Origin of the sequence: Arthrobacter sp. 9V (assembly GCF_902506065.1) — a bacterium.
Taxonomy (GTDB): domain Bacteria; phylum Actinomycetota; class Actinomycetes; order Actinomycetales; family Micrococcaceae; genus Arthrobacter.
Window position 1 is genome coordinate 4,064,022 of record NZ_LR732912.1, and the last position, 20,002, is coordinate 4,084,023.

17 protein-coding genes are annotated in these 20,002 nt (G+C 61.5%); 11 read left to right on the forward strand and 6 right to left on the reverse strand.

Features of this window, described 5'->3' with window-relative positions; all coding sequences use genetic code 11:
- Positions 1 to 75: 75 nt before the first annotated feature.
- The 3 genes from BACI9J_RS18645 to BACI9J_RS18655 all read left to right on the forward strand — a co-directional run bounded on the left by BACI9J_RS18645 (position 76) and on the right by BACI9J_RS18655 (position 4,963).
- Entirely contained in the window at positions 76 to 1,587 is a 1,512-nt protein-coding gene (locus BACI9J_RS18645; RefSeq protein WP_159735678.1) for an aldehyde dehydrogenase family protein, read from the forward strand.
- Positions 1,588 to 3,240 (forward strand): GMC family oxidoreductase, encoded by a 1,653-nt coding sequence (locus tag BACI9J_RS18650; protein ID WP_159735679.1) that lies wholly within the window; start codon positions 1,588 to 1,590, stop codon positions 3,238 to 3,240.
- Between the two features lie 145 nt (positions 3,241 to 3,385).
- On the forward strand, positions 3,386 to 4,963 hold the full coding sequence (locus tag BACI9J_RS18655; protein ID WP_159735680.1) for an APC family permease: 1,578 nt from the start codon (positions 3,386 to 3,388) through the stop codon (positions 4,961 to 4,963).
- Positions 4,964 to 4,988: 25 nt separating this feature from the next.
- Here the strand turns inward: BACI9J_RS18655 and BACI9J_RS18660 are convergent, their stop codons facing one another.
- Complete coding sequence (locus tag BACI9J_RS18660; RefSeq protein WP_159735681.1) at positions 4,989 to 6,206, reverse strand: acyl-CoA dehydrogenase family protein; 1,218 nt, start codon at positions 6,204 to 6,206, stop codon at positions 4,989 to 4,991.
- A gap of 134 nt (positions 6,207 to 6,340) precedes the next feature.
- On the opposite strand from BACI9J_RS18660, the gene BACI9J_RS18665 reads away from it, so the two are divergent.
- The gene (locus BACI9J_RS18665; RefSeq protein WP_159735682.1) at positions 6,341 to 8,059 is read left to right on the forward strand and encodes an AMP-binding protein; all 1,719 of its coding nucleotides are present in this window, start codon (positions 6,341 to 6,343) and stop codon (positions 8,057 to 8,059) included.
- Positions 8,060 to 8,116: 57 nt separating this feature from the next.
- Positions 8,117 to 8,626 carry a MarR family winged helix-turn-helix transcriptional regulator gene (locus tag BACI9J_RS18670; RefSeq protein WP_159735683.1) on the forward strand — a complete coding sequence of 170 codons (510 nt, stop codon included), beginning with the start codon at positions 8,117 to 8,119 and terminating at the stop codon, positions 8,624 to 8,626.
- 22 nt (positions 8,627 to 8,648) lie between these two features.
- On the opposite strand, the gene BACI9J_RS18675 is transcribed toward BACI9J_RS18670, so the two are convergent.
- Positions 8,649 to 10,100: an HNH endonuclease gene (locus tag BACI9J_RS18675; protein WP_159735684.1), complete on the reverse strand. Its 1,452-nt coding sequence runs from the start codon at positions 10,098 to 10,100 to the stop codon at positions 8,649 to 8,651.
- Positions 10,101 to 10,246: 146 nt separating this feature from the next.
- Between BACI9J_RS18675 and BACI9J_RS18680 the strand changes: the two genes are divergently transcribed.
- The 3 genes from BACI9J_RS18680 to BACI9J_RS18690 are packed head-to-tail and all read left to right on the forward strand — an operon-like array spanning position 10,247 to position 11,833.
- On the forward strand, positions 10,247 to 11,443 hold the full coding sequence (locus tag BACI9J_RS18680; protein WP_159735685.1) for an MFS transporter: 1,197 nt from the start codon (positions 10,247 to 10,249) through the stop codon (positions 11,441 to 11,443).
- On the forward strand, positions 11,440 to 11,640 hold the full coding sequence (locus BACI9J_RS18685; RefSeq protein ID WP_159735686.1) for a hypothetical protein: 201 nt from the start codon (positions 11,440 to 11,442) through the stop codon (positions 11,638 to 11,640). Before BACI9J_RS18680 ends, BACI9J_RS18685 begins: the two co-directional genes overlap by 4 nt.
- On the forward strand, positions 11,618 to 11,833 hold the full coding sequence (locus BACI9J_RS18690; protein ID WP_236558866.1) for a cyclophilin-like fold protein: 216 nt from the start codon (positions 11,618 to 11,620) through the stop codon (positions 11,831 to 11,833). The genes BACI9J_RS18685 and BACI9J_RS18690 overlap by 23 nt, the downstream gene beginning before the upstream one ends.
- Positions 11,834 to 11,851: 18 nt before the next feature.
- Here the strand turns inward: BACI9J_RS18690 and BACI9J_RS18695 are convergent, their stop codons facing one another.
- Entirely contained in the window at positions 11,852 to 12,748 is an 897-nt protein-coding gene (locus BACI9J_RS18695; RefSeq protein ID WP_159735687.1) for a helix-turn-helix transcriptional regulator, read from the reverse strand.
- Positions 12,749 to 12,838: 90 nt separating this feature from the next.
- Complete coding sequence (locus tag BACI9J_RS18700; protein ID WP_159735688.1) at positions 12,839 to 13,714, reverse strand: universal stress protein; 876 nt, start codon at positions 13,712 to 13,714, stop codon at positions 12,839 to 12,841.
- Positions 13,715 to 13,821: 107 nt separating this feature from the next.
- Here BACI9J_RS18700 and BACI9J_RS18705 point away from each other — a divergent pair, with 107 nt between their 5' ends.
- Together BACI9J_RS18705 and BACI9J_RS18710 are read left to right on the forward strand one after the other, a co-directional pair.
- Positions 13,822 to 14,487, forward strand: a complete 666-nt coding sequence (locus BACI9J_RS18705; protein ID WP_159735689.1) for a TenA family protein — start codon at positions 13,822 to 13,824, stop codon at positions 14,485 to 14,487.
- Positions 14,488 to 14,666: 179 nt separating this feature from the next.
- Entirely contained in the window at positions 14,667 to 17,270 is a 2,604-nt protein-coding gene (locus tag BACI9J_RS18710; RefSeq protein WP_159736556.1) for a GH32 C-terminal domain-containing protein, read from the forward strand.
- Between the two features lie 66 nt (positions 17,271 to 17,336).
- Here BACI9J_RS18710 and BACI9J_RS18715 read toward each other — a convergent pair whose 3' ends face one another.
- Positions 17,337 to 17,630, reverse strand: coding sequence for a putative quinol monooxygenase (locus BACI9J_RS18715; RefSeq protein WP_159735690.1), 294 nt, complete (start codon positions 17,628 to 17,630; stop codon positions 17,337 to 17,339).
- A 37-nt stretch (positions 17,631 to 17,667) separates the two neighbouring features.
- Positions 17,668 to 18,675, reverse strand: a complete 1,008-nt coding sequence (locus BACI9J_RS18720; RefSeq protein WP_159736557.1) for a LacI family DNA-binding transcriptional regulator — start codon at positions 18,673 to 18,675, stop codon at positions 17,668 to 17,670.
- Between the two features lie 172 nt (positions 18,676 to 18,847).
- On the opposite strand from BACI9J_RS18720, the gene BACI9J_RS18725 reads away from it, so the two are divergent.
- Positions 18,848 to 19,960, forward strand: coding sequence for a substrate-binding domain-containing protein (locus BACI9J_RS18725; protein WP_159735691.1), 1,113 nt, complete (start codon positions 18,848 to 18,850; stop codon positions 19,958 to 19,960).
- Positions 19,961 to 20,002: the final 42 nt, after the last annotated feature.

The window sequence follows — 20,002 nt, forward strand, 5'->3', positions numbered from 1 at the left end:
GATGGGTACGTCACTTTGAACATTTGTTCATATTTTTCCTTGAACAGATGTTCAAAGTGCATTAGCCTGCTTCGTATGACCCAAGCCACATTTTCCGATTCCGCCTCCACACTCTTCATCAACGGCGCGTGGGAACCGGCCGCTTCCGGCGCGGTGCGCGAAATCCACAACCCGGCCGACGGCGAACTGGTCGCCACAGTCTCAGAAGCCGGACGAGAGGATGCCGAACGCGCCATTTCCGCAGCCCGTGCAGCCTTCGACTCCGGCGTCTGGTCCTCGGTCCCCGCTCCCGAGCGCGGCGCATTCCTGCTGAAGGTGGCCGCGGAACTGCGTGAACGCCGGGAAAAGTTCGCCCGCGCAGAATCCCTGGACACCGGCAAGCGCATCATCGAAAGCCGCATCGACATGGACGACATCGCTGCCTGCTTCGAATACTTCGGACGCCTCGCCGGGCAGTCGGCGGGTCGGGTGGTGGACGCCGGGGACCCCGCCGTCGTGAGCAGAATCGTCTACGAGCCCGTCGGCGTCTGCGGCCTTATCACCCCGTGGAACTACCCGCTGCTGCAGGCCGCATGGAAGATCGCACCGGCGCTGGCCGCGGGTTGCACCTTCGTCCTGAAGCCCGCCGAGCTGACCCCGTCAACCGCCATCCTTGCCATGCAGTTGCTGAAGGATCTGGGCCTGCCGGACGGCGTAGCCAACCTGGTAACCGGCCCCGGCGCAAAAGCAGGCGTGCCACTCACGGAGCACCCCGACATTGATTTGGTCTCCTTCACTGGTGGCCTGGAAACCGGAAAACGCATCGCCGCAGCTGCAGCAGGGACTGTTAAGAAGGTAGCGCTGGAACTTGGCGGCAAGAACCCCAATGTCATCTTCGCTGACGCCGACTTCGACGCCGCCGTCGACAATGCGCTGAACGGCGCCTTTGTGCACTCAGGCCAGGTCTGCTCCGCCGGGGCGCGGCTGGTGGTGGAGGAATCCATCGCCGAGCGCTTCGTGGACGAGCTGGTCCGCAAGGCTCAGGGCATCCGCATCGGCGGCCCGTTCGATGAGTCCGCCGAAACCGGACCGCTGATTTCCGCTGCCCACCGCGAGAAGGTAGACGCCTACGTCCAGCGCGGCGTGGCCGAAGGTGCGCGGCTGCGGTGTGGCGGCGCAGCGCCTGTAGGCGAAAAGTTCGACGCCGGTTTCTACTACCAGCCAACCGTCCTGGACCGCGTTGAACGGGGAATGTCGGTAGTGATCGACGAAGCCTTTGGCCCGGTGGTGACAGTGGAAACCTTCCGCACGGAAGACGAAGCCGTGGCCACCGCCAACGACACCATCTACGGACTCGCAGGCGCAGTCTGGACCCAGGATGCCGGCAAAGCCCAGCGGGTCGCGGGCCGTTTGCGGCACGGCACGGTGTGGATCAACGACTACCACCCTTACCTCCCGCAGGCCGAGTGGGGCGGCTTCGGCCAGTCCGGCGTCGGCCGCGAACTCGGCCCCACCGGACTGGGTGAATACCAGGAAGCCAAGCACATCTACCAGAACACCAACCCTCAGGTGACCGGCTGGTTCGCTGGTCACGGCAAGGAGAACTAGATGCACGTGGACAATATTGAGAACCTCAGCGAGCGCGGGTTCGATTACGTCGTCATTGGCGGAGGGTCTGCCGGAGCTGCCGTGGCGGCCCGGCTGAGTGAGGACCCTGCCGTCACCGTGGCTTTGGTGGAAGCCGGCCCGGATGACCGGAATCTGCCGGAGATCCTGCAGCTGGACCGATGGATGGAACTGCTGGAATCCGGGTATGACTGGGACTATCCGGTGGAACCGCAGGAAAACGGCAACTCTTTCATGCGCCACGCCCGCGCCAAGGTGATGGGTGGCTGTTCCAGCCACAACTCCTGCATCGCTTTCTGGGCTCCCCGCGAAGATCTGGATGAGTGGGAGTCGAAGTACGGTGCCACGGGCTGGAACGCTGCTGCCGCGTGGCCTTTGTACCAGCGCCTGGAAACCAATGAGGACGCCGGACCGGAAGCTCCGCACCATGGCCACGACGGGCCGGTGCATTTAATGAACGTTCCTCCGAACGATCCCGCCGGCGTCGCGCTCCTGGACGCTTGTGAACAGACCGGTATTCCTCGAGCGAAGTTCAACGACGGCACCACGGTGATCAACGGGGCCAACTTCTTCCAGATCAACCGCCGCGCGGATGGGACCCGATCTTCGAGTTCCGTCTCCTACATCCACCCCATCATGGATCGCGAGAACTTCACGCTGCTGACCGGCCTGAGGGCCCGCCAACTGGTGTTCGATGCGGACAAGCGCTGCACCGGCGTCGACGTTGTGGATTCGGCCTTCGGCCGGACGCACAGGCTGTCAGCACAACGGGAAGTCATCCTGTCCACCGGTGCCATCGATTCCCCCAAGCTGCTCATGCTTTCCGGCATAGGCCCTGCCCTTCACTTGGAGCAGCATGGCATCGAGGTCCTGGTGGATTCCCCCGGCGTGGGCGAGCACCTGCAGGACCACCCTGAAGGCGTGGTGCAGTTTGAGGCCAAGCAACCCATGGTTAAGACCTCCACCCAGTGGTGGGAAATCGGCATCTTCACTCCCACCGAGGAGGGCCTGGACCGCCCGGACCTGATGATGCACTACGGCTCCGTACCCTTCGACATGAACACTCTGCGCTACGGCTACCCCACCACGGAGAACGGTTTCAGCCTCACTCCGAACGTCACGCACGCCCGTTCGCGCGGAACCGTGAGGCTCCGGAGCCGGGACTTCCGTGACAAGCCCATGGTGGACCCCCGCTACTTCACCGATCCGGAGGGCCATGACATGCGCGTCATGGTTGCCGGCATCCGAAAGGCGCGGGAGATCGCGGCGCAGCCGGCCATGGCTGAATGGGCCGGACGGGAGCTCTCGCCCGGGATCGAGGCACAGAGCGACGAAGAGTTGCAGGACTACATCCGCAAAACGCATAACACCGTGTACCACCCCGTCGGCACAGTCCGAATGGGACCATTGGACGACCACATGTCACCCCTGGATCCCCAGCTGCGGGTCAAGGGTGTTACCGGCCTGCGTGTGGCAGACGCCTCCGTCATGCCGGAGCACGTCACGGTGAACCCCAACATCACAGTGATGATGATCGGCGAGCGCTGTGCCGATTTCATCAAGGCCGATCTAGGTACCAGCCGATCAGATGAAACTACGACGACGGAGGCGGACTTCAGCTTGTCCCTCGCCTGAACAGGCACCCTGCTTTTTAGACCTACGCAACAACAAATGGGGGAAACAGCCTGAGGCACACCGTGGTGCCCGGCTTTGATATCCACTGCGTCCAATGGCGGCCGCGGGCTATCACCATTCATGCATGTCTGAATTAGGAGTTCGAATGTTAGAACCCAGCAAAACAGGACCCTGCAAGAGCGATGCAAGCGGTATGGACGAGTTTGGCTACGCCCAAACCCTGGACCGCAGCATCGGTAAGTTTGCCAGCTTCGCCGCCGGCGTCAGTTACATCTCCATCCTCACCGGCGTTTTTCAACTGTTTTACTTCGGATTCTCGACGGCGGGACCCGCCTATGCGTGGTCGTGGCCCATTGTCTTCGTCGGCCAGCTGATGGTCGCCCTGTGTTTTGCAGAACTGGCCGGCCGCTACCCGGTGGCCGGATCGGTGTACAACTGGGCCAAGAGGCTTTCCACCGGAACCTGGGCCTGGCTGGCGGGCTGGTTGCTTCTGCTGTCCTCCATCATGGCTTTGGGGTCCGTCGCCTTGGCCCTTCAAATAACCCTGCCCCAGATCTGGAGCGGCTTCCAGTTGGTGGGCGATGGAACGGGTCCTTACGATTTCGCCGTCAACGGTGTCATCCTGGCCAGCATCATGATCGGTATTTCCACGCTCATCAACGCGTTCGGCGTGAAACTCATGACCATGATCAACAGCGTGGGCGTGTTCGTGGAACTGGTTGCTGCCGTCCTGCTCATTGCCGCGCTTATCTGGCACTCCGTCCGAGGACCGGAAGTCCTGCTGGATACCGCTGGATTCGGTGAAGAGCACCCCATGGGCTTCCTGGGAGTGTTCCTCATTGCCGCCATGGCTTCCGGTTACGTCATGTACGGCTTCGATACCGCGAGCTCCTTGGGCGAAGAAACCAAAGACCCTAAGAAGACCGCTCCCAGGGCGATCCTGCGTGCTGTCACCGCTTCCTTCCTTTTGGGAGGGCTGCTCCTGCTGGGCGGAATCCTGGCCGCACCCGATCTTTCCGATCCCAAGCTCGGAGCCGCTGATGGTGGGCTGCAGTACATTGTGCTTTCAGTACTGGGTGGCCCGTTCGGCAAGGCCTTCCTGGCCTGCATCGTGGTAGCTGTGGTGGTCTGCACGCTGGCCGTGCATGCAGCAGCCATCCGGATGATGTTTGCCATGGCCAGGGACAACAACCTTCCCTTCAGTCGTCAGCTCAGCAAAGTGCATCCCACCCGGAAAACCCCCACTGTGGCGGCAATCGTGATCGGCGTAGTGGCGGTCATTCCGCTGATCGTCAACATCTCCCAGCCTGCTATCTTCACCATTCTTTCCAGCATCAGCATCGTCCTGATCTACCTGTCCTACCTGCTGGTCACCGTGCCGATGCTGCGGCGCCGATTCCTGAAGAAGTGGCCCCTGAAGGATGATGGGTCAGAACCGGGGTTCAGCCTGGGCAAGTGGGGCCTCCCCGTGAACATCCTCGCGGTCCTGTGGGGTGGCGCAATGACGCTGAACCTTGTGTGGCCGCGCTCGGAGATCTACAACTCGGTTCCACCGTTCGAGTGGTACCTCCAATGGGGCGGCGTCATCTTTGTTGGCACAGTCATGATTGGCGGAACGCTCCTCTACCGCCTCCGCATCAGGCACAAAACCGGAGTCCTGGCCGAGCACGCGGCGTTGGTGGCGCCCGAGGAATCCCCGCAAGTGGTCACCCAAAGCTCGTAGCGTAGGAGTTGGTCGAACGCCGGAGTTAAACGAACGCCGATTTCCCGGTCACCGCGCGGGCCACGATCATGGAGTTGATCTCGTAGCTGCCCTCATACGTGTACAGGATCTCGGCATCACCAAAGAGTTTGGCCATCTCGTAGTCCGTGGTGATCCCGTTCCCGCCCAGCAGCGAACGGCCCATCGCCACGGACGAACGGGCGAGCCGGGTGGTGGTGGCTTTGCACATGGCGGCCTGCACCATTTCGAGCTTCCCGGCCTGCTGGATCCGCGCCAATTCCACCATCATGGACAATGATGCGTTGGCGTTGCCCAGGATGTCAGCCAACTGCTGCTGAACGAGCTGGAAGCGCGCCAATTCCTTGCCGAATTGCTTGCGCTCCAAAGCGTAGGCACGGGCGATGTCGAAGGTGGCCAACTGAATGCCTGCAGCCTGCCATCCCACCCATGCCCGGGAGTCGCGCAAGAGTTCGTTGGCGCGGGAGAACTCCGTAGCTCCCGGCAGGAGGCTCTCCAAAGGAATGCGCACCTGGTCCAACACGATGTCAGCATTCTGCATGATGCGCAGGCCGATCTTGTGGGAGATCTTGGTGGCCGAGTACCCGGGGCGGTCCGTCTCCACGATGAAGCCCTTAATGTGGCCGTCGGATTCGTCACGAGCCCACACCAACGCAAAGTCCGCGATCGTGCCGGCCCCGATCCAGCGCTTGGCACCGTTGATGACCCATTCGCCGCCGTCGCGTCGCGCCGTCGTCGAGAGTCCCCCGGCAATGTCCGAGCCGTGGTCCGGTTCGGTCAAGGCGAAGGCGCCCAGCTGGGTGAAAGCCTCCAGTCCGGGGAGCCACTTGCGCTTCTGCTCAGGCGATCCGAGCTCGTCGATCATGCCGACAATCAGCTCGTTGTGAATGCCCACCAACGCCGAAAGGGACACGTCCGCCCGGGCCACCTCGGTATACATGAGGCCCTTGAACAGCTTGGTGGAACCGTCCGTTTGCAGCCCGCCCAGCCCATACTTGGCCATGTCGGCCAGCAACCCGAAAGGGAACTCCTCGCGGTTCCAGTACTCAATGCTCGCGGCCCGGATCCGTGTTTGGAGGAACTCCCTGATTTCCAGGTACCGCGTGCGCTCCTCCGGAGGCAGCAGGTCAATGACGTGCATCAAGTCCGCCTCCGGATAAGGAGGCAGTACGCGTGTCGATGCCGCGCTGTTGGTAACAGTGCCGGCAGCTTTTTCGTCGAGCATTAGACCCCTTCGTCATGTCCCGCATAGGCTCTTCCAAACCCTTGGATGTCCTAGTATATTGCAAGGTGATGTGGATCACTAGGCGGGATGCTTTGGCGAAGGCGACAGGGAATCCCGAAGGCGAAAGGCGGACTATGACAGTCACAGAAGAGTTCCGTGCGGCCCGCGACAGGCTGCTGGAACTACGCGAAGACTACAAACTGGCTCACGCCGAGTTCCAGTGGCCACGCTTTGAGGAGTTCAACTTCGCCCTCGACTGGTTTGATCAAATCGCGGCAGACGAGGATCGCGGCGGCAAGCCGGCGCTCGTCATCGTAGAACAGGACGGCAGTTCAACACGACGCAGCTACAGGGACTTGTCAGAGCGTTCGTCGCAGGTGGCCACTTGGCTCCGAAGCCAAGGCGTCAAGCGCGGCGACCATATGATCATCATGCTCGGCAATCAGGTTGAGCTCTGGGAACTCATGCTGGCCGGCATAAAACTGGGGATCGTCATGATCCCCACCACCACCCTCATGGGCGCCCGCGATCTCCAGGATCGTGTGGAGCGCGGCGGAGCCAGCTGGGTGTCCGTGGGAAGTGCCAACATCGGCAAGTTCGCCGACGTCGCGGGCGGCTACACATTGATCGAGGTCGGCTCCGAGAGGTCCAGCGCAGAGGCGAAACAATACGCAGATTCATACGACGCCGGCACGGACTTTACGCCCGACGCCCCCACTCGCGCCGACGAGACACTGCTCCTCTACTTCACTTCCGGCACCACTTCGCGGGCAAAGCTGGTGGAGCACACCCACACGTCCTACCCCGTGGGCCATTTGTCCACCATGTATTGGATCGGTCTGGAACCTGGTGATGTCCACCTGAACGTTGCTTCCCCCGGCTGGGCGAAGCACGCCTGGTCCAACGTCTTCACGCCGTGGATCGCCGAGGCCACAGTCTTCATCTACAACTATGAACGCTTCGATGCCGCCGCCCTCATGAACCAAATGGGCAGGGAAGGGGTCACCAGTTTCTGTGCCCCGCCCACCGTGTGGCGCATGCTGATCCAAGCGGACCTCACTCAACTCACCACCCCGCCTCGGAAGGTTGTTTCAGCCGGTGAGCCCCTGAACGCCGAGGTGATCGGCCAAGTGGAGAAGGCTTGGGGCGTCACTATCCGGGATGGTTTCGGCCAGACCGAGTCAACGGTCCAGATCGCCAACACTCCTGACCAACCGGTGAAGATCGGTTCCATGGGGCGGCCGCTCCCCGGGTACGACGTGGTGCTGGTTGACCCGCTCACCGGGAAGGAAGCCGACGACGGCGAGCTCTGCTTGCGCTTGGACCCCCGGCCCGTGGGACTCATGAAGAGCTACTTCGGAGATGAAGCCAAGACAGCCGAAGCTTTCCGCGATGGCTACTATCACACCGGCGACATGGCCAGCAGGGACTCCGACGGCGTCATCACCTACGTCGGCCGGGATGACGACGTCTTCAAATCCTCCGACTACCGGTTGTCGCCTTTCGAACTCGAAAGCGTCCTGATCGAACACCCCGCAGTGGCGGAAGCCGCCGTCGTGCCTTCGCCTGATGCAGTGAAACTGTCAGTGCCCAAGGCGTTCGTGGTGCTGGCCGCGGGCTACGAAGCCGGACCCGCGGTGGCCGAGGACATCCTCAAGTACTGCCGCGAGCATTTGGCGCCGTTCAAACGCATCCGGCGGCTGGAATTCGGCGAACTGCCCAAGACGATCTCGGGCAAGATCCGGCGCGTTGAACTGCGCGGGACGGAAGTAGCCAGGCACGGTGACGGTCCGCTGCCCTCCGGATTGGGAGTGGAATACACAGAGGAAGAGTTCCCGAATCTGAAAGACTAGCCAACTCAACACTAGACCAAGCAAGCAGTAGGCCAAGCAAGCAACCAAAGGAGGCCCATGGGCACGCCACTCCCCCGCGATCCCATCGCCGACGCCCAGCGCAATTGGGAACGGCATGGGTGGGGCGATGTCGCCGCGCCCATGGCCGCCATCACCGCCATCATGCGCACGCAACAGATTCTGCTCGCGCGCATCGAAACGGTGCTCAAACCCTTTGGGCTGACCTTCGCACGCTACGAGCTGTTGGCCTTGCTGAGTTTTGCCCGCAGCGGCGCGCTGCCCATGAACAAAGCCAGTGCACTCCTGCAGGTCCATCCCACCTCGGTGACCAACGCCGTCGACCGCTTGGAAAAGGCCGCCTTGGTGGCCCGTTCACCGCACCCAACAGACGGACGCACCACCCTGATTGAGCTCACCGCAGAGGGCAGAACCCTCGCCAAAAAAGCGACGGCGGCGCTCAACGCCGAGGTTTTCGGCAAGTCAGGCTTCGGACCCGACGACGTCGATCACCTCATCCGCGTACTCGGCACCTTCCGCAGGGATGCCGGGGACTTCGCCGAAGAATAGAGGATCATCCCCGAGAAGCGCTTTACGTTCTGGACGGGTGGTGTCCTGGCAATGGTGGGGCCTTGGATTGGTAAGTGTGCCCGGTGGGGGTGCTGATTTCCAAGGTATGGACGTCGGTATCCACGAGCCCGGGTTTGGTTTTGGTGCTCCAGCCGGGGTTTTCTTTGGTGTGGTTGCAGGCTTCGCAGAGCCCGGCACTGTTCGCAAGGTTGGTTTTGCCACCGGAGCGCCACGGAACCACATGGTCAATGTGTCGAATGGGCGCATCGCAGTAGGGCGTACGGCAGGTATCGTCGCGGATTTCAATGAAACGCCGAAGCCTGCCGGTGAAGAGCCTGGCCTTGGAATCGGTGGCCAGGAGCTCTCCCGTAACCGGCGCTGTGTAGAGCCGGCGAAGCCAAACATCAAGCTCCTGGCCCCGGGCTACTTGGGCCGCCCCCGCTGCCTCGGCCCGTGTTGTCTGGGCCGCCCCCGCTGACCGTCCGGAACCGAGCTTCCGACGTGAACTGCCGCCCGGACCCTGTGCGACTAGTTCCCGTCCCCATTCGGCCGGGACGATTCCGTACCCCTGAAGCCGTGCTGGCTCGCTGTCGCCTTGGAACAGGGCGCGGTCTGTCATGACCAAATCCAAGTTAATCCCCGAAAACCCGCCCGGGGTTCCAGTGACGCGTTCGACCAACGTATCGGCCATGACCTGGCCACGGGTCCGGACAACCACATCGGACCCCGCCACATCACCAGACCCAGCGTCGCCGCACGAACGCGCCGAATCAGCCGCCCGGCTCAACGCCGCATACACCGCCACTCCTTGGGCCACCGGCAACAGCGCGGTCAGGTACGTCATCGTGTCCGGCGCAGGACGCAGACTCACGGTCCGCTCCGCAGCAGCACGGCTGGCACGCCCTGCGACTGATCGCGGGTCCCGACGGTACGCGGCAGCTTTCGCCGCCGCAACGATCGCCCGATCACCCTTCCCCTCAAAGGTCCCGGTATCCGGGGCGAGTTCCTCATCCACAGCACACCGGTCCTCAGCACTCAGGCACGCTGTTTCTCTCACCAGAAGCGTGGCCCGCCACTCATTCAACAACCCCGAATTCAACGCCGCCAACGTGTGCGGCATCTCCATCACAAGAGCCTTCGCAAACCCCAGCAAACGTGACCCACGATTCGGAGACTCCCGCCGCGCCAACGCCACCTGAGCACCCACCCCCTGCCCCCGCTCCGAGGCAGGAACACCAGCCTCAGCCTGCTCAGCACGCTGCGCAAGATCAAAAGCCACAGCAATCTGGGCTTGCAGTGCGGTGATGGCCGACTTCATCCCCTCCAACACCCGCAACTGCTCAATCAAGTCACCACAAACACTGCCAGCCGAGACAGCAACTGCCAGCCCGGCAGGAACAGAGGCAGGAACAGAGGCAGGAACAAGCGCATCCGCCGCCACCGCACCGACTCGACTTTCCCGATTCCGCTCCATGAATAAACCATGTCAGCAGCCACCGACAATATAACGTCGGTCATCCAACGGGTGCCCAATTCGCGGGCCCCAGGCGAGGGAGTCCCTCAGAGGACCTCCCTCAAGCGGGACTCCCTAACGCTCCAAAAGACTGATGTTCTGGAGTCATGACCGCCACTATTTCCACCACCAGAACCCGGCGTTTGCCGTTGGTGACCTATGTCCTGGCCGCGGGTGTGTTTCTCATGGGAACTACCGAGTTCATTGTTGCGGGGATACTGCCTCAGATAGCAGCCGATCTTGGGGTGTCCGTGGCCAGCGCCGGCCTCATGATCACGATCTTCGCAGTGGGCATGATCGTCGGCACCCCCACCATGTCCATCCTCACGCTCAAGCTGCCCCGCCGGTTGACGCTGAGCCTGGCACTGGTGGTCTTTGCCGTGGGCCACGTGGTGGTGGCCCTGACTTCCGATTTCACATTGATCTTGGTGGCCCGGTTCGTCACGGCTTTGGCGACGGGCGCTTTCTGGGCGGTAGCCGCCGTCGTGGGCGCAAAAGCCGCAGGTGCTGCTTCGGCGTCCCGGGCACTGGGAGTTGTTTTGGGTGGTGGCATGCTTGCCAACGTTGTAGGTGTCCCACTTGGTGCGTTCGCCGGTCATGTCATTGGTTGGCGTGGCCCGTTCTGGGCTCTGGCTGTTCTGGCACTGGCGGGGGCGGTTGTGGTGTACCGGCTGCTCCCAAGTGGCCCGGAATCCGGGCTCGCTCCATCGGTTAGGGCAGAGCTTGCCAGCATGCGTGACGCGCGGGTTTGGCTTGTCCTGGCTGGCTGCGCGATCGTGTGCGGTTCATCCCTGGCTGCCTACAGCTTCATCTCTCCGCTGCTTACAGAGAACACGGGATTGGCCGCTTCCGCAGTGCCGTTGGTTCTGGTGGCGTACGGGGTGGGAGCTTTCATCGGCTCCAATCTGGGAGGTCACTTCGGCGCACACCACCCCTACCCTGCCCTGTTCATCTCGGCGGGCATGACCTTCCTGGTGTTAGGCGCGCTTTCATTGTTCTCCCACTACGCCGTGGTGACGGTCGCGCTGATCTTCCTGCTAGGGCTCTTCGGAATGGCCACCAACCCGATTCTGATTGGGAAAGCTGTTGGCTACGCCGGCCACGCCCCTACCCTGGCCTCGGCACTGAGCACCTCAGCGTTCAACCTCGGCACGGCCGTGGGATCGTGGATGGCCGGGTACGCCTTGCAGTCCGCGCTTGGCGCCACGGGTCCGGTGCTGGTGGGGACAGCGATTGCCGCGCTCTACTTTGTTCCGCTAACAATGCTGATGCTTAAAGACCGGAAGGAAGGTGCTCTGGCATGAAGCGACACAAGGCGGGAATTCTGCTGCTCGGCCTGACGCTGGCCATGCCACTGGTCAGTTGCAGTGATGCCTCCCGCCCCGACGCAACATCGAACCCCAGCGAAAAATCCAGCCCCGCCACCCCTGGCAGCGTAGTAGGTACAGGAGTTCGCCGGCCGGGAGAAGATCGCGGACCTGCCCAGGCCCCTCCGACATGAAGGCTCTCCCGGGTCCGACCCCGAGGATGGCGACTTGATCTACTTTGTCCCCTGGGGAAACCTCGGTTTCTACTACGATGCCTCCGGCATCGGATTTTCGGACCAGACAATCCACCTGGGCCGCTACGACGCCTCACGGGAAGAGCTTTCGCGCTTCGACGGCCAAGAGGTCCGCGTAGAAGTCAGCCGCTGAGTCTCGCTTGTTCTGCAGTCAGCTGTCCGTTCGGGCGTTTTCCGACGCCGCCTGGACGCCTTGGCCGTATTCGCTGGCCGCCCAGGACGCGAGGAGCTGCAGGCGCTCCGACGACGGCGATCCGGGTTCAGCTGCGTAGATGGTCAGGGTCAGTCCGGGCTCGGCCGCCATCTCCAAACCTTCGAAGGCGAGTGTCATTTCGCCCACCACGGGATGATTGAACGTCTTGAAACCAGTGCCGTGGTGCCGGACGTTGTGCGCGCCCCAGCGAGTGCGGAATTCGTCACTGCGGGTGCTGAGCTCGCCGATGAGATCGTGCAGTTCCTTGTTATGCGGGTCGCGTCCGGCCTCCGTGCGGAGAATAGAGACGGTCACCTCCGCGAAGGCGTCCCAGTCCGGATAGAACTCATGCGCGCGTTGGTCCAGGAAGGTAAAGCGCGCAATGTTGGGCGCTTGACCCGGCATGTCGTAGCAATCCTTGTAAAAGGCGCGGGCCAAGGGGTTTACGGCCAGCAAGTCCATCCTGCCATTCCGGACAAACGCGGGTCCGGCCGTGACAGCGTCCAATGCCCACTGGAGGCTCTCATGGGGAACGTACGACTTTGAATTTCGACGCCGCGGTGGCCGGGCAACGGGACTGGCCGCATGCGCAAGATCGAAAAGATGGGCGCGCTCGGCGTCGTCCAGGTTCAGCGCCCGGGCGATGCTTTCGAGGACCTGCGGAGAGGCGCCGCTGATGGCACCGCGTTCCAAGCGGGTGTAGTACTCAACGCTCAGCCCGGCAAGGGTGGCCACTTCGCTGCGGCGCAACCCCTTGACCCGCCGGTTGGATCCCGTAGGCAGCCCCACCTGCTCCGGGGCCACATGGGCACGCCGGGAGATCAGAAATTCGCGTACTTCCGCCCGATTATCCATGTCATTCACCATAGATCCGGTTCATCCCGGGAGGGAGTCCCTGTGAGGGCCTCCAAAAATGAACAAGCTCCGCAGTCCCGGGGAAGAATCCTACGTAACCTCGGAGGTGGCCTTGCGACGGGAAACCATCACGGGGCTGTGGGCGTGGTGGAGCACAGCGTGGGCCGTGGAACCGATGGTGCCTTTGACCAGTCCGTGTCCTTTGGTCCCCACCACTGTGATGCGTGCGCCCTGTGACGCTTTGACCACGGCACGGGAGAACGAAGTGTCAACGAGCAGCTCTCCGCCCACAGTGATTCCGGGGGCTTTGTGTCGCGCCCGGCTCAGCACAGCATCAAGCATCGCTTCAGCATCGGGGTACGATTCCACCGGTTCACGCAACCGCCGGTACCCCTCGGGCTCGTGCAGGACGTGAACGATCCTGAGCTCGGCCCCTGTTGCTGCTGCGAATAGGCAGGCGTCGTCCAGGGCTGCCGCCGATCCCGAGTCGTCAACGGCAAGCAGTACCGGTCCTTCCGGATGGTCATCTGCACGGATCACTGCCACCGGGCAGTCCGCGGTTGCAGCCATCTCCAAACTGACGGAGCCCACCAGCAAGCCCATGAAGCCGCCAAGGCCCCGGCTTCCGAGCACCAACATCTCACTCCCCGCCGAAACGTGGGCCAGATGATCGCGAGGCATTCCGTGCAACAAGGTGGTGCTAATCTCCAGACCCGGGACCGTCTCCTTCGCGAGTGCCAAACCCTCTTCGAGGATTTTCTGGGCAGCTCGTTCCAGGCCGCTATCGGCAACACCAGGGACGGGACCCCTGTTATTCGACAGCAGGACCCATAAGGAACAGTGCACAATCTGAAGGGCACAGTCCCGCAGGATCGCATGCCTGGCAGCCCATTGGACAGCGCGGTGTGATTCTTCGGATCCGTCATAGCCAACCACGATCGTCTTCGATGCGCGCTCGTTCGTCATGGCCAGAGCCTACGCTGGCACCCGGACCGGCACCATAGCGTAACCACCACCTCTCCTGAGCCTTACGCTGCTAGGCTCCCAATGCTGACACTTCAGGAGGAATTACCGTGGGCTTTGCCTTTGAACTCAGGACCAAGTGCGCCGCGGACTGGGACGCCGCCGTCAACCATCCGTTCGTGGACCAACTGCTGGACGGTTCCCTTTCTGATGAGAACCTGCGCCGCTATCTCGTCCAGGATTACCAGTTCTGCGATGCCTTCACAGCCCTCTTGGGCCAGGCCGTTGCATCCGCACCCGCACTCCCTTCGCGGTTGGTGTTTGCCCGGGTTCTGGGAGCTTTCGCATCGGATGAGAATACGTACTTCCAGGACTGCTTCAATGAACTGGACGTTCCGGAGATGGACCGAACCGCGCCCGCGTTGGGATCCGTCACCCGGGATTTCGACAACCTGATGCGCAGCGCCCTCGCCACCCGTTCCTACCCGGAGGTCCTGGCAGTGTTGCTGGTTGCTGAGTGGCTCTATGGAGACTGGGCAGCCCGCGCTGGCGACCCCACGGACTGGCCCGCCCAAGCAAAGCACGCCGAGTGGATCCGCCTCCACAACAATCCGGAGTACAACGCGTGGGTGACGTGGCTGCGCGACGAGTTCGACGCCGTCGAGCCTTCCGACGCCGCTGCGCGCGAGCGCGTTGCTGCCACTTTCGCCGAAGCGGTGCGTCTGGAGCGCGCGTTCTTCGACGCCGCCCTTGTGCCGGGGGCCGTTTCGGTTTAGGGCTGTCTCCGACCGCGTAACTGAGCTCCGCGGACAACGATGTCGTTCGCCAAAACCGTTGACTTGTCCGCTGGATTTATCGTAGCTTTTCAACCACTGACAACGTTGTCTAAATGGGGGTAGGCGCGCGCAATGAAGTGCGAACGAGGAGAACAATGACGAAATCCACTATCAGTAGGATGCGGGCGGCGACGTCTGCGTTGACGCTGGCGGGATTGACGCTTTCGGGCATCATGGCCGGCGTTGCGCCGGCCTCTGCGGCATCGGAAGTGGGCAGTGAGCAGTTTCGACCGGCATACCACTACACACCAGCAAAGAATTGGATGAACGATCCCAACGGGATGGTTTTCCACAAAGGTGTCTATCACCTGTTCTACCAGCACAATCCCTCCGGCAACACGTGGGGAAATATGTCCTGGGGTCACGCGACCTCCAAGGATTTGGTCCACTGGGAGGAGCAGCCCCTGGCCCTGTCCACCGATGCGCAGGAGGACGTGTTCTCCGGCAGCATTGTGGTTGATAAGGACAACACCACGGGCTTCGGGACCAAGGAAAACCCGCCGCTGGTAGCCATCTATACCAGCGCCTACAAGGAGCCCTCCCCGCACCGCGGCCTGCAGGCGCAGTCATTGGCCTACAGCTTGGATGACGGAAAGACGTGGACCAAATATTCAGGGAACCCTGTGCTGAACCGCAATTCAGCCAACTTCCGGGACCCGAAAGTCTTCTGGTATGACAACCCGTCCGGCGGTGGCTACTGGGTCATGACAACAGTGGAATCCCAGGATCACAAGGTTCTCCTCTACAAGTCCAACAACCTCAAAGACTGGACTGCCCTCAGCGAATTCGGCCCTGCCAATGCAACCGGCGGCCAGTGGGAATGTCCTGACTTGTTCCCGCTGGCAGTGGATGGGGATACGAACAACATCAAGTGGGTCATGGTGGTCGACATCAACCCTGGCGGCGTCGCGGGTGGATCGGCCGGACAGTACTTCGTGGGCAACTTCGACGGAACCACGTTCACCTCCGAAACCACAGAACCAGTAGCCGAAGCACCGGCCGGCGCTGTGCTGGCCGGCTTCAACGACGGCAGCTACAACGGCTGGACGTTGAATAACGAACCAGGAAACTGGAAGAACGGTCCTTTCGGTGACGCCCCGGCGGCCGGTTCCCTGCCCGGCCAGAGCCCGGTCACCGGATTCGGCGGAACAGGACTGATCAATTCATTCAACGACGGCGACTGGCCGCTTGGGTCCCTACAGTCACCAACGTTCACCGTGACCGATGACTACCTGAATTTCCTCGTCGGCGGCGGCAAGCACCCGCGCGTTTCCGACAAACTGGACAACACCCCGCCCCCGGGAGAGCTGAAGTTTGACGGCTTTGAGGTTCCCGATGGCACATCGTTGGCTGATGCAGGCTGGACCGGGACAGGAGACCTGACCCCCAACTTCCAGCCAGCCACCAGCGGTGGGGACTATTACCTCGGCGCCAAGCGAATCAACACCTTTGAAACCGGTGCCGTCCCCGGTGATGACCGCCAGGGCACCCTGACCTCCCCCGAATTCCTCATCACAAAGGACTTCATGTCCATGCTGGTGGGAGGCGGCAACCGTGCGGCAGACTCGGGTCAGACCTTGGCCGCCCAACTGTTGGTCAACGGCAACGTGGTCCGATCCCTGGCGGGTGACAACTCGGGACTACTGAACTGGAAGGGCTGGGATGTTTCAGAGTTCGCGGGACAGAACGCACAACTGAGGATCGTTGACGAAGCCACAGGCGGGTGGGGACATCTGACCCTCGACCACGTGATGCTCACTGACACGGCCGCCGTCCCCAGATCTGATGAAGAAACGGTGAACTTGGTTGTCAACGGACAAGTTGTGCGTACAGCCACCGGTAGCGACAGTGAAACTCTGGATTGGGCTTCCTGGGATGTCAAGGAATTCGCTGGCCAGCAGGCGAACATCAAGGTTGTAGATAACAACAGATTCGGCTGGGGACACATCCTCGCGGATGAGTTCACGGCCAGTTCCACAGCAGCGCAGTCCCGGCTGGAAGCTTACGACTGGCTGGACTACGGACGCGATTACTATGCGGCAGTTTCCTTCTCCAACATGCCCGAGGGCAAGCGGGTCATGCTGGGCTGGATGAACAATTGGGATTACGCGAATAACATTCCCACCAACCCTTGGCGCAGCGCTATGTCGCTGCCCCGCGAAGTGCAGTTGACGCAAACACCCAATGGACCACGCCTTGCCCAAAAGGTAGTCAAGCAAGTGGACAAGCTCGCAAAGAAGCCCAGCTACACGGATAAGAAGGGCGGCGTCATCAAGGTGGGCACAACACCGCTGCCGGCTGCTGCTTCCGGCCAGGTCCAGCGAGTAGACATCACGTTCGCACCCGGCACGGCGGCAAAATCCGGCATCACTGTACTGGGCGACGGTAACTCTTCCACCGTCATCGGCTACGACTCCGCCACCGGAAAGATCTTCGTTGACCGCACAAACTCGGGTAACACCACGTTCCACCCGGCATTCGCCTCTGTTGAGGACGCCCCCATCACTTTGGACAAGAAGGGCAACGTCACCTTGCAGGTGTATGTGGACCGCTCCTCGGTGGAAGTCTTCTCCGGGGACGGTCTCCGGACCATCACCGATCAAGTCTTCCCGAACGCCGGGGCTGACAAGGTGGCACTCTTCGCCGAGGGTGGAACAGCGCAGCTGAAATCCCTCACCGTAACCCCCGTGGAAGGATCGATGTTCCTTCCCGGCAAGAAGTAATACGCCACGCATAGCAAGGAAGGCGGCCGGCTCTCGCCGGCCGCCTTCCTTGGGTTTGTTGCCCGGTTACGCCAGTGGCTTCAGCCAGGTCAGGACAGAACCGTCACCTTCTATATGATCGGCAAGTTCGGCATTGAACTCCCGGCCGTACTCGGCAACGATGTGATCCTGAAAGGCCTGTTCGTCCCGGTATACCTCGAAGACGAAGTACTCCCGCGGATTGGTTTCACGCGTATAGGGCAGGAACGTCACGTTTCCCGGTTCTTTACGAACGTGCTCCGCAAGCGTTGCCATCATCTCCGCCACGCGGTTTTCACTGCCTTCTTTGACGGTGAACTCTGCGTACAGTGTTTTGGTCATGACCAGTCCTTTGCTTGGTTGGTTTCTCATTGTTCTTCTATTTCTCCGCGTTGGCTCGCGGGATCTCACCGGAGCCTCGCTGGATGAGTTCAGTGGGGATGACATAGGTTTGGGCGGGGCTCTGGTCGCCGTCGATCCTGGCAAGGATCCGCTCAGCCGCAAGCTTGCCGATGCGTTCAGGGTGCTGGGCGATCACCGTGACTCCGGGGTCCATCATGTCCGCCAGGGTGAAATCATCAAAACCAATGAGAGCAATCTTGTGATGCAGGTTAAGGGCTTTCAGTGCCCGCATGGCGCCAAACGTCACCAGGTTTTGACTCGAAAATATTGCCGTGGGCGGGTTCTCCGAGGTGAGCAGTTCGTGAGCCGCCCGAGCTGCGGTTTCTTCGTCGTGCAGGTTCTCGCGGACGGTGACATCGGAGGTGGAAATGCCTGCTCGTCCTACGCCGTCCAGGAATCCTGCCCGGCGCCTCCCGGCAGTCTGGATATCCGTCCGGTCACCAAGGTAGGCAAGCCGGGTGTGTCCAAGCTGGATGAGGTGGGCGGCCGCCTTGGCCGCTCCAATTTCATTGTCAGTGACCACCGCGTCAGCCTCAATGCCCGCAGGCTCACGGTCAATGAACACCAACGGCAGATCGCGGGAATGCTCGGGGATCATGTAGGCCTGGCTCTTGGCGATGGTAGTCAGCACAAGGCCGTCCACCCGGCGGCCCAGGAAAGCTGAAATGAGCTTCCTCTCCCGGTCAGGATCGTCATCCAGGCTTGCCGCGAAAACGGCAATTCCTCGCACGGCCAAGGCGTCTTCCATGGCCCTGTGGATCTCCCCGCTGAACGGGTTGGACACGCTTGGGAGCAGTAGGCCGATGGACTGCGTCTTGCGTCCGGAACGCTTCAGGCTGCCCGCTGTGATGTCCAGTTGGTACTGCAGTTGTTCCGTTGCCCGCATTACCCGTTGGCGGGTCGCGTCAGAAACCCCCGGCTCGTCGTTTACAACTCGAGAGACTGTTTTGATCCCAACGCCTGCAAGATCGGCCACATTCTTCATCGTCGGGCGCTTACGGGGCTCGGACTGGTAACGATTAGACATCGTTGTCAACTTGCTGCTCCTCAACTCGATTTAGTACTTGACTCTATCGTGTGAGCTTGCTTACATGTTACCTGACAACGTTGTCAGTCGCAGAAATGCACCGCCAACAGCCACAAAATCAGGAGTTTCAATGTTGAGTTCCAAAGTCACGCGGTCCACCCGGACGCGAATTCTTGCCGCCGGTGCAGTCCTGACCCTCGGCGCGCTTAGCCTGACAGCCTGCGGAGGCGGCTCCACCCCTTCATCCAGCGGAGGCGCTGATGAGAAGATCGGCGTTTCGCTGATCGTCAAGACCACCTCCAATCCGTTCTTCGTCTCCATGCAGGATGGCGCGAAGAAGGCAGCCGAAGCTGATGGCGTGGACCTTAAACTTGCGGCCGGCAAAGCTGACGGTGACGAGGACACCCAGATCCAGGCCATTGAAAATGCAATCTCCAAGGGCGACAAGGGCATTCTGATCACCCCCAACGGTCCTTCAGTGGTGGATGCACTGAAGAAGGCAAAGGACGCTGGCCTGTTCGTCATTGCCCTCGACACTCCTCCGGACCCGGCCGATGCCGCGGACATCACCTTCGCCACTGACAACTTCAATGCCGGCGAGCTCATCGGCAAGTGGACCGCTCAGCAGCTGGCAGGCAAGAAAGCCGTCATCGCTCTCATCGACCTCTTTGACGACAAGGTTGTCTCGGTGGACTACAACCGCGACCAGGGCTTCCTGACCGGCCTCGGCATCGATACCGCGGATAAGAAGAAGAACGGCGACGAAGCCAAGTCCGGGACGTACACCGGAGGCAAGGGCGGCGAATACGAAATCGTCGGCAGCCAGGCATCCCAGGGCGCAGAAGACGGCGGACGTACCGCAATGGAGACCCTCCTGGCCAAGAACCCCAATGTCAACGTTGTCTACACCATCAACGAGCCCGCTGCCGCAGGTGCTTTCGAAGCACTGAAGTCCGCAGGCAAGGAAAAGGATGTCCTGATCGTCTCCATTGACGGCGGCTGCACGGGCGTGAACAACGTCAAGTCCGGTGTGATCGGCGCAACCGCACAGCAGTATCCGGTCAAGATGGCCGAAATGGGTGTGAAGGCCATTGTTGACCTGGCAAAGACCGGCAAAAAGCCTGCCAATTCCGAGGGCCTGGACTTCTTCAACACCGGCGTGGAACTCGTCACTGACAAGCCCGCCGACGGCGTGAAGAGCATCACCACCACCGAAGCATCCCAGGTCTGCTGGGGCAAATAGAACCTCACCAAACGCGGGGAGTCGCCAGAAAAAGCGCCTCCC

Coding starts and splice junctions, on each gene's coding strand:
- BACI9J_RS18645 (WP_159735678.1), top strand. CDS start 76: ATGACCCAAGCCACATTTTCCGATTCCGCCTCCACACTCTTCATCAAC.
- BACI9J_RS18650 (WP_159735679.1), top strand. CDS start 1,588: ATGCACGTGGACAATATTGAGAACCTCAGCGAGCGCGGGTTCGATTAC.
- BACI9J_RS18655 (WP_159735680.1), top strand. CDS start 3,386: ATGTTAGAACCCAGCAAAACAGGACCCTGCAAGAGCGATGCAAGCGGT.
- BACI9J_RS18660 (WP_159735681.1), bottom strand. CDS start 6,206: ATGCTCGACGAAAAAGCTGCCGGCACTGTTACCAACAGCGCGGCATCG.
- BACI9J_RS18665 (WP_159735682.1), top strand. CDS start 6,341: ATGACAGTCACAGAAGAGTTCCGTGCGGCCCGCGACAGGCTGCTGGAA.
- BACI9J_RS18670 (WP_159735683.1), top strand. CDS start 8,117: ATGGGCACGCCACTCCCCCGCGATCCCATCGCCGACGCCCAGCGCAAT.
- BACI9J_RS18675 (WP_159735684.1), bottom strand. CDS start 10,100: ATGGAGCGGAATCGGGAAAGTCGAGTCGGTGCGGTGGCGGCGGATGCG.
- BACI9J_RS18680 (WP_159735685.1), top strand. CDS start 10,247: ATGACCGCCACTATTTCCACCACCAGAACCCGGCGTTTGCCGTTGGTG.
- BACI9J_RS18685 (WP_159735686.1), top strand. CDS start 11,440: ATGAAGCGACACAAGGCGGGAATTCTGCTGCTCGGCCTGACGCTGGCC.
- BACI9J_RS18695 (WP_159735687.1), bottom strand. CDS start 12,748: ATGGATAATCGGGCGGAAGTACGCGAATTTCTGATCTCCCGGCGTGCC.
- BACI9J_RS18700 (WP_159735688.1), bottom strand. CDS start 13,714: ATGACGAACGAGCGCGCATCGAAGACGATCGTGGTTGGCTATGACGGA.
- BACI9J_RS18710 (WP_159736556.1), top strand. CDS start 14,667: ATGCGGGCGGCGACGTCTGCGTTGACGCTGGCGGGATTGACGCTTTCG.
- BACI9J_RS18715 (WP_159735690.1), bottom strand. CDS start 17,630: ATGACCAAAACACTGTACGCAGAGTTCACCGTCAAAGAAGGCAGTGAA.
- BACI9J_RS18720 (WP_159736557.1), bottom strand. CDS start 18,675: ATGAAGAATGTGGCCGATCTTGCAGGCGTTGGGATCAAAACAGTCTCT.
- BACI9J_RS18725 (WP_159735691.1), top strand. CDS start 18,848: ATGTTGAGTTCCAAAGTCACGCGGTCCACCCGGACGCGAATTCTTGCC.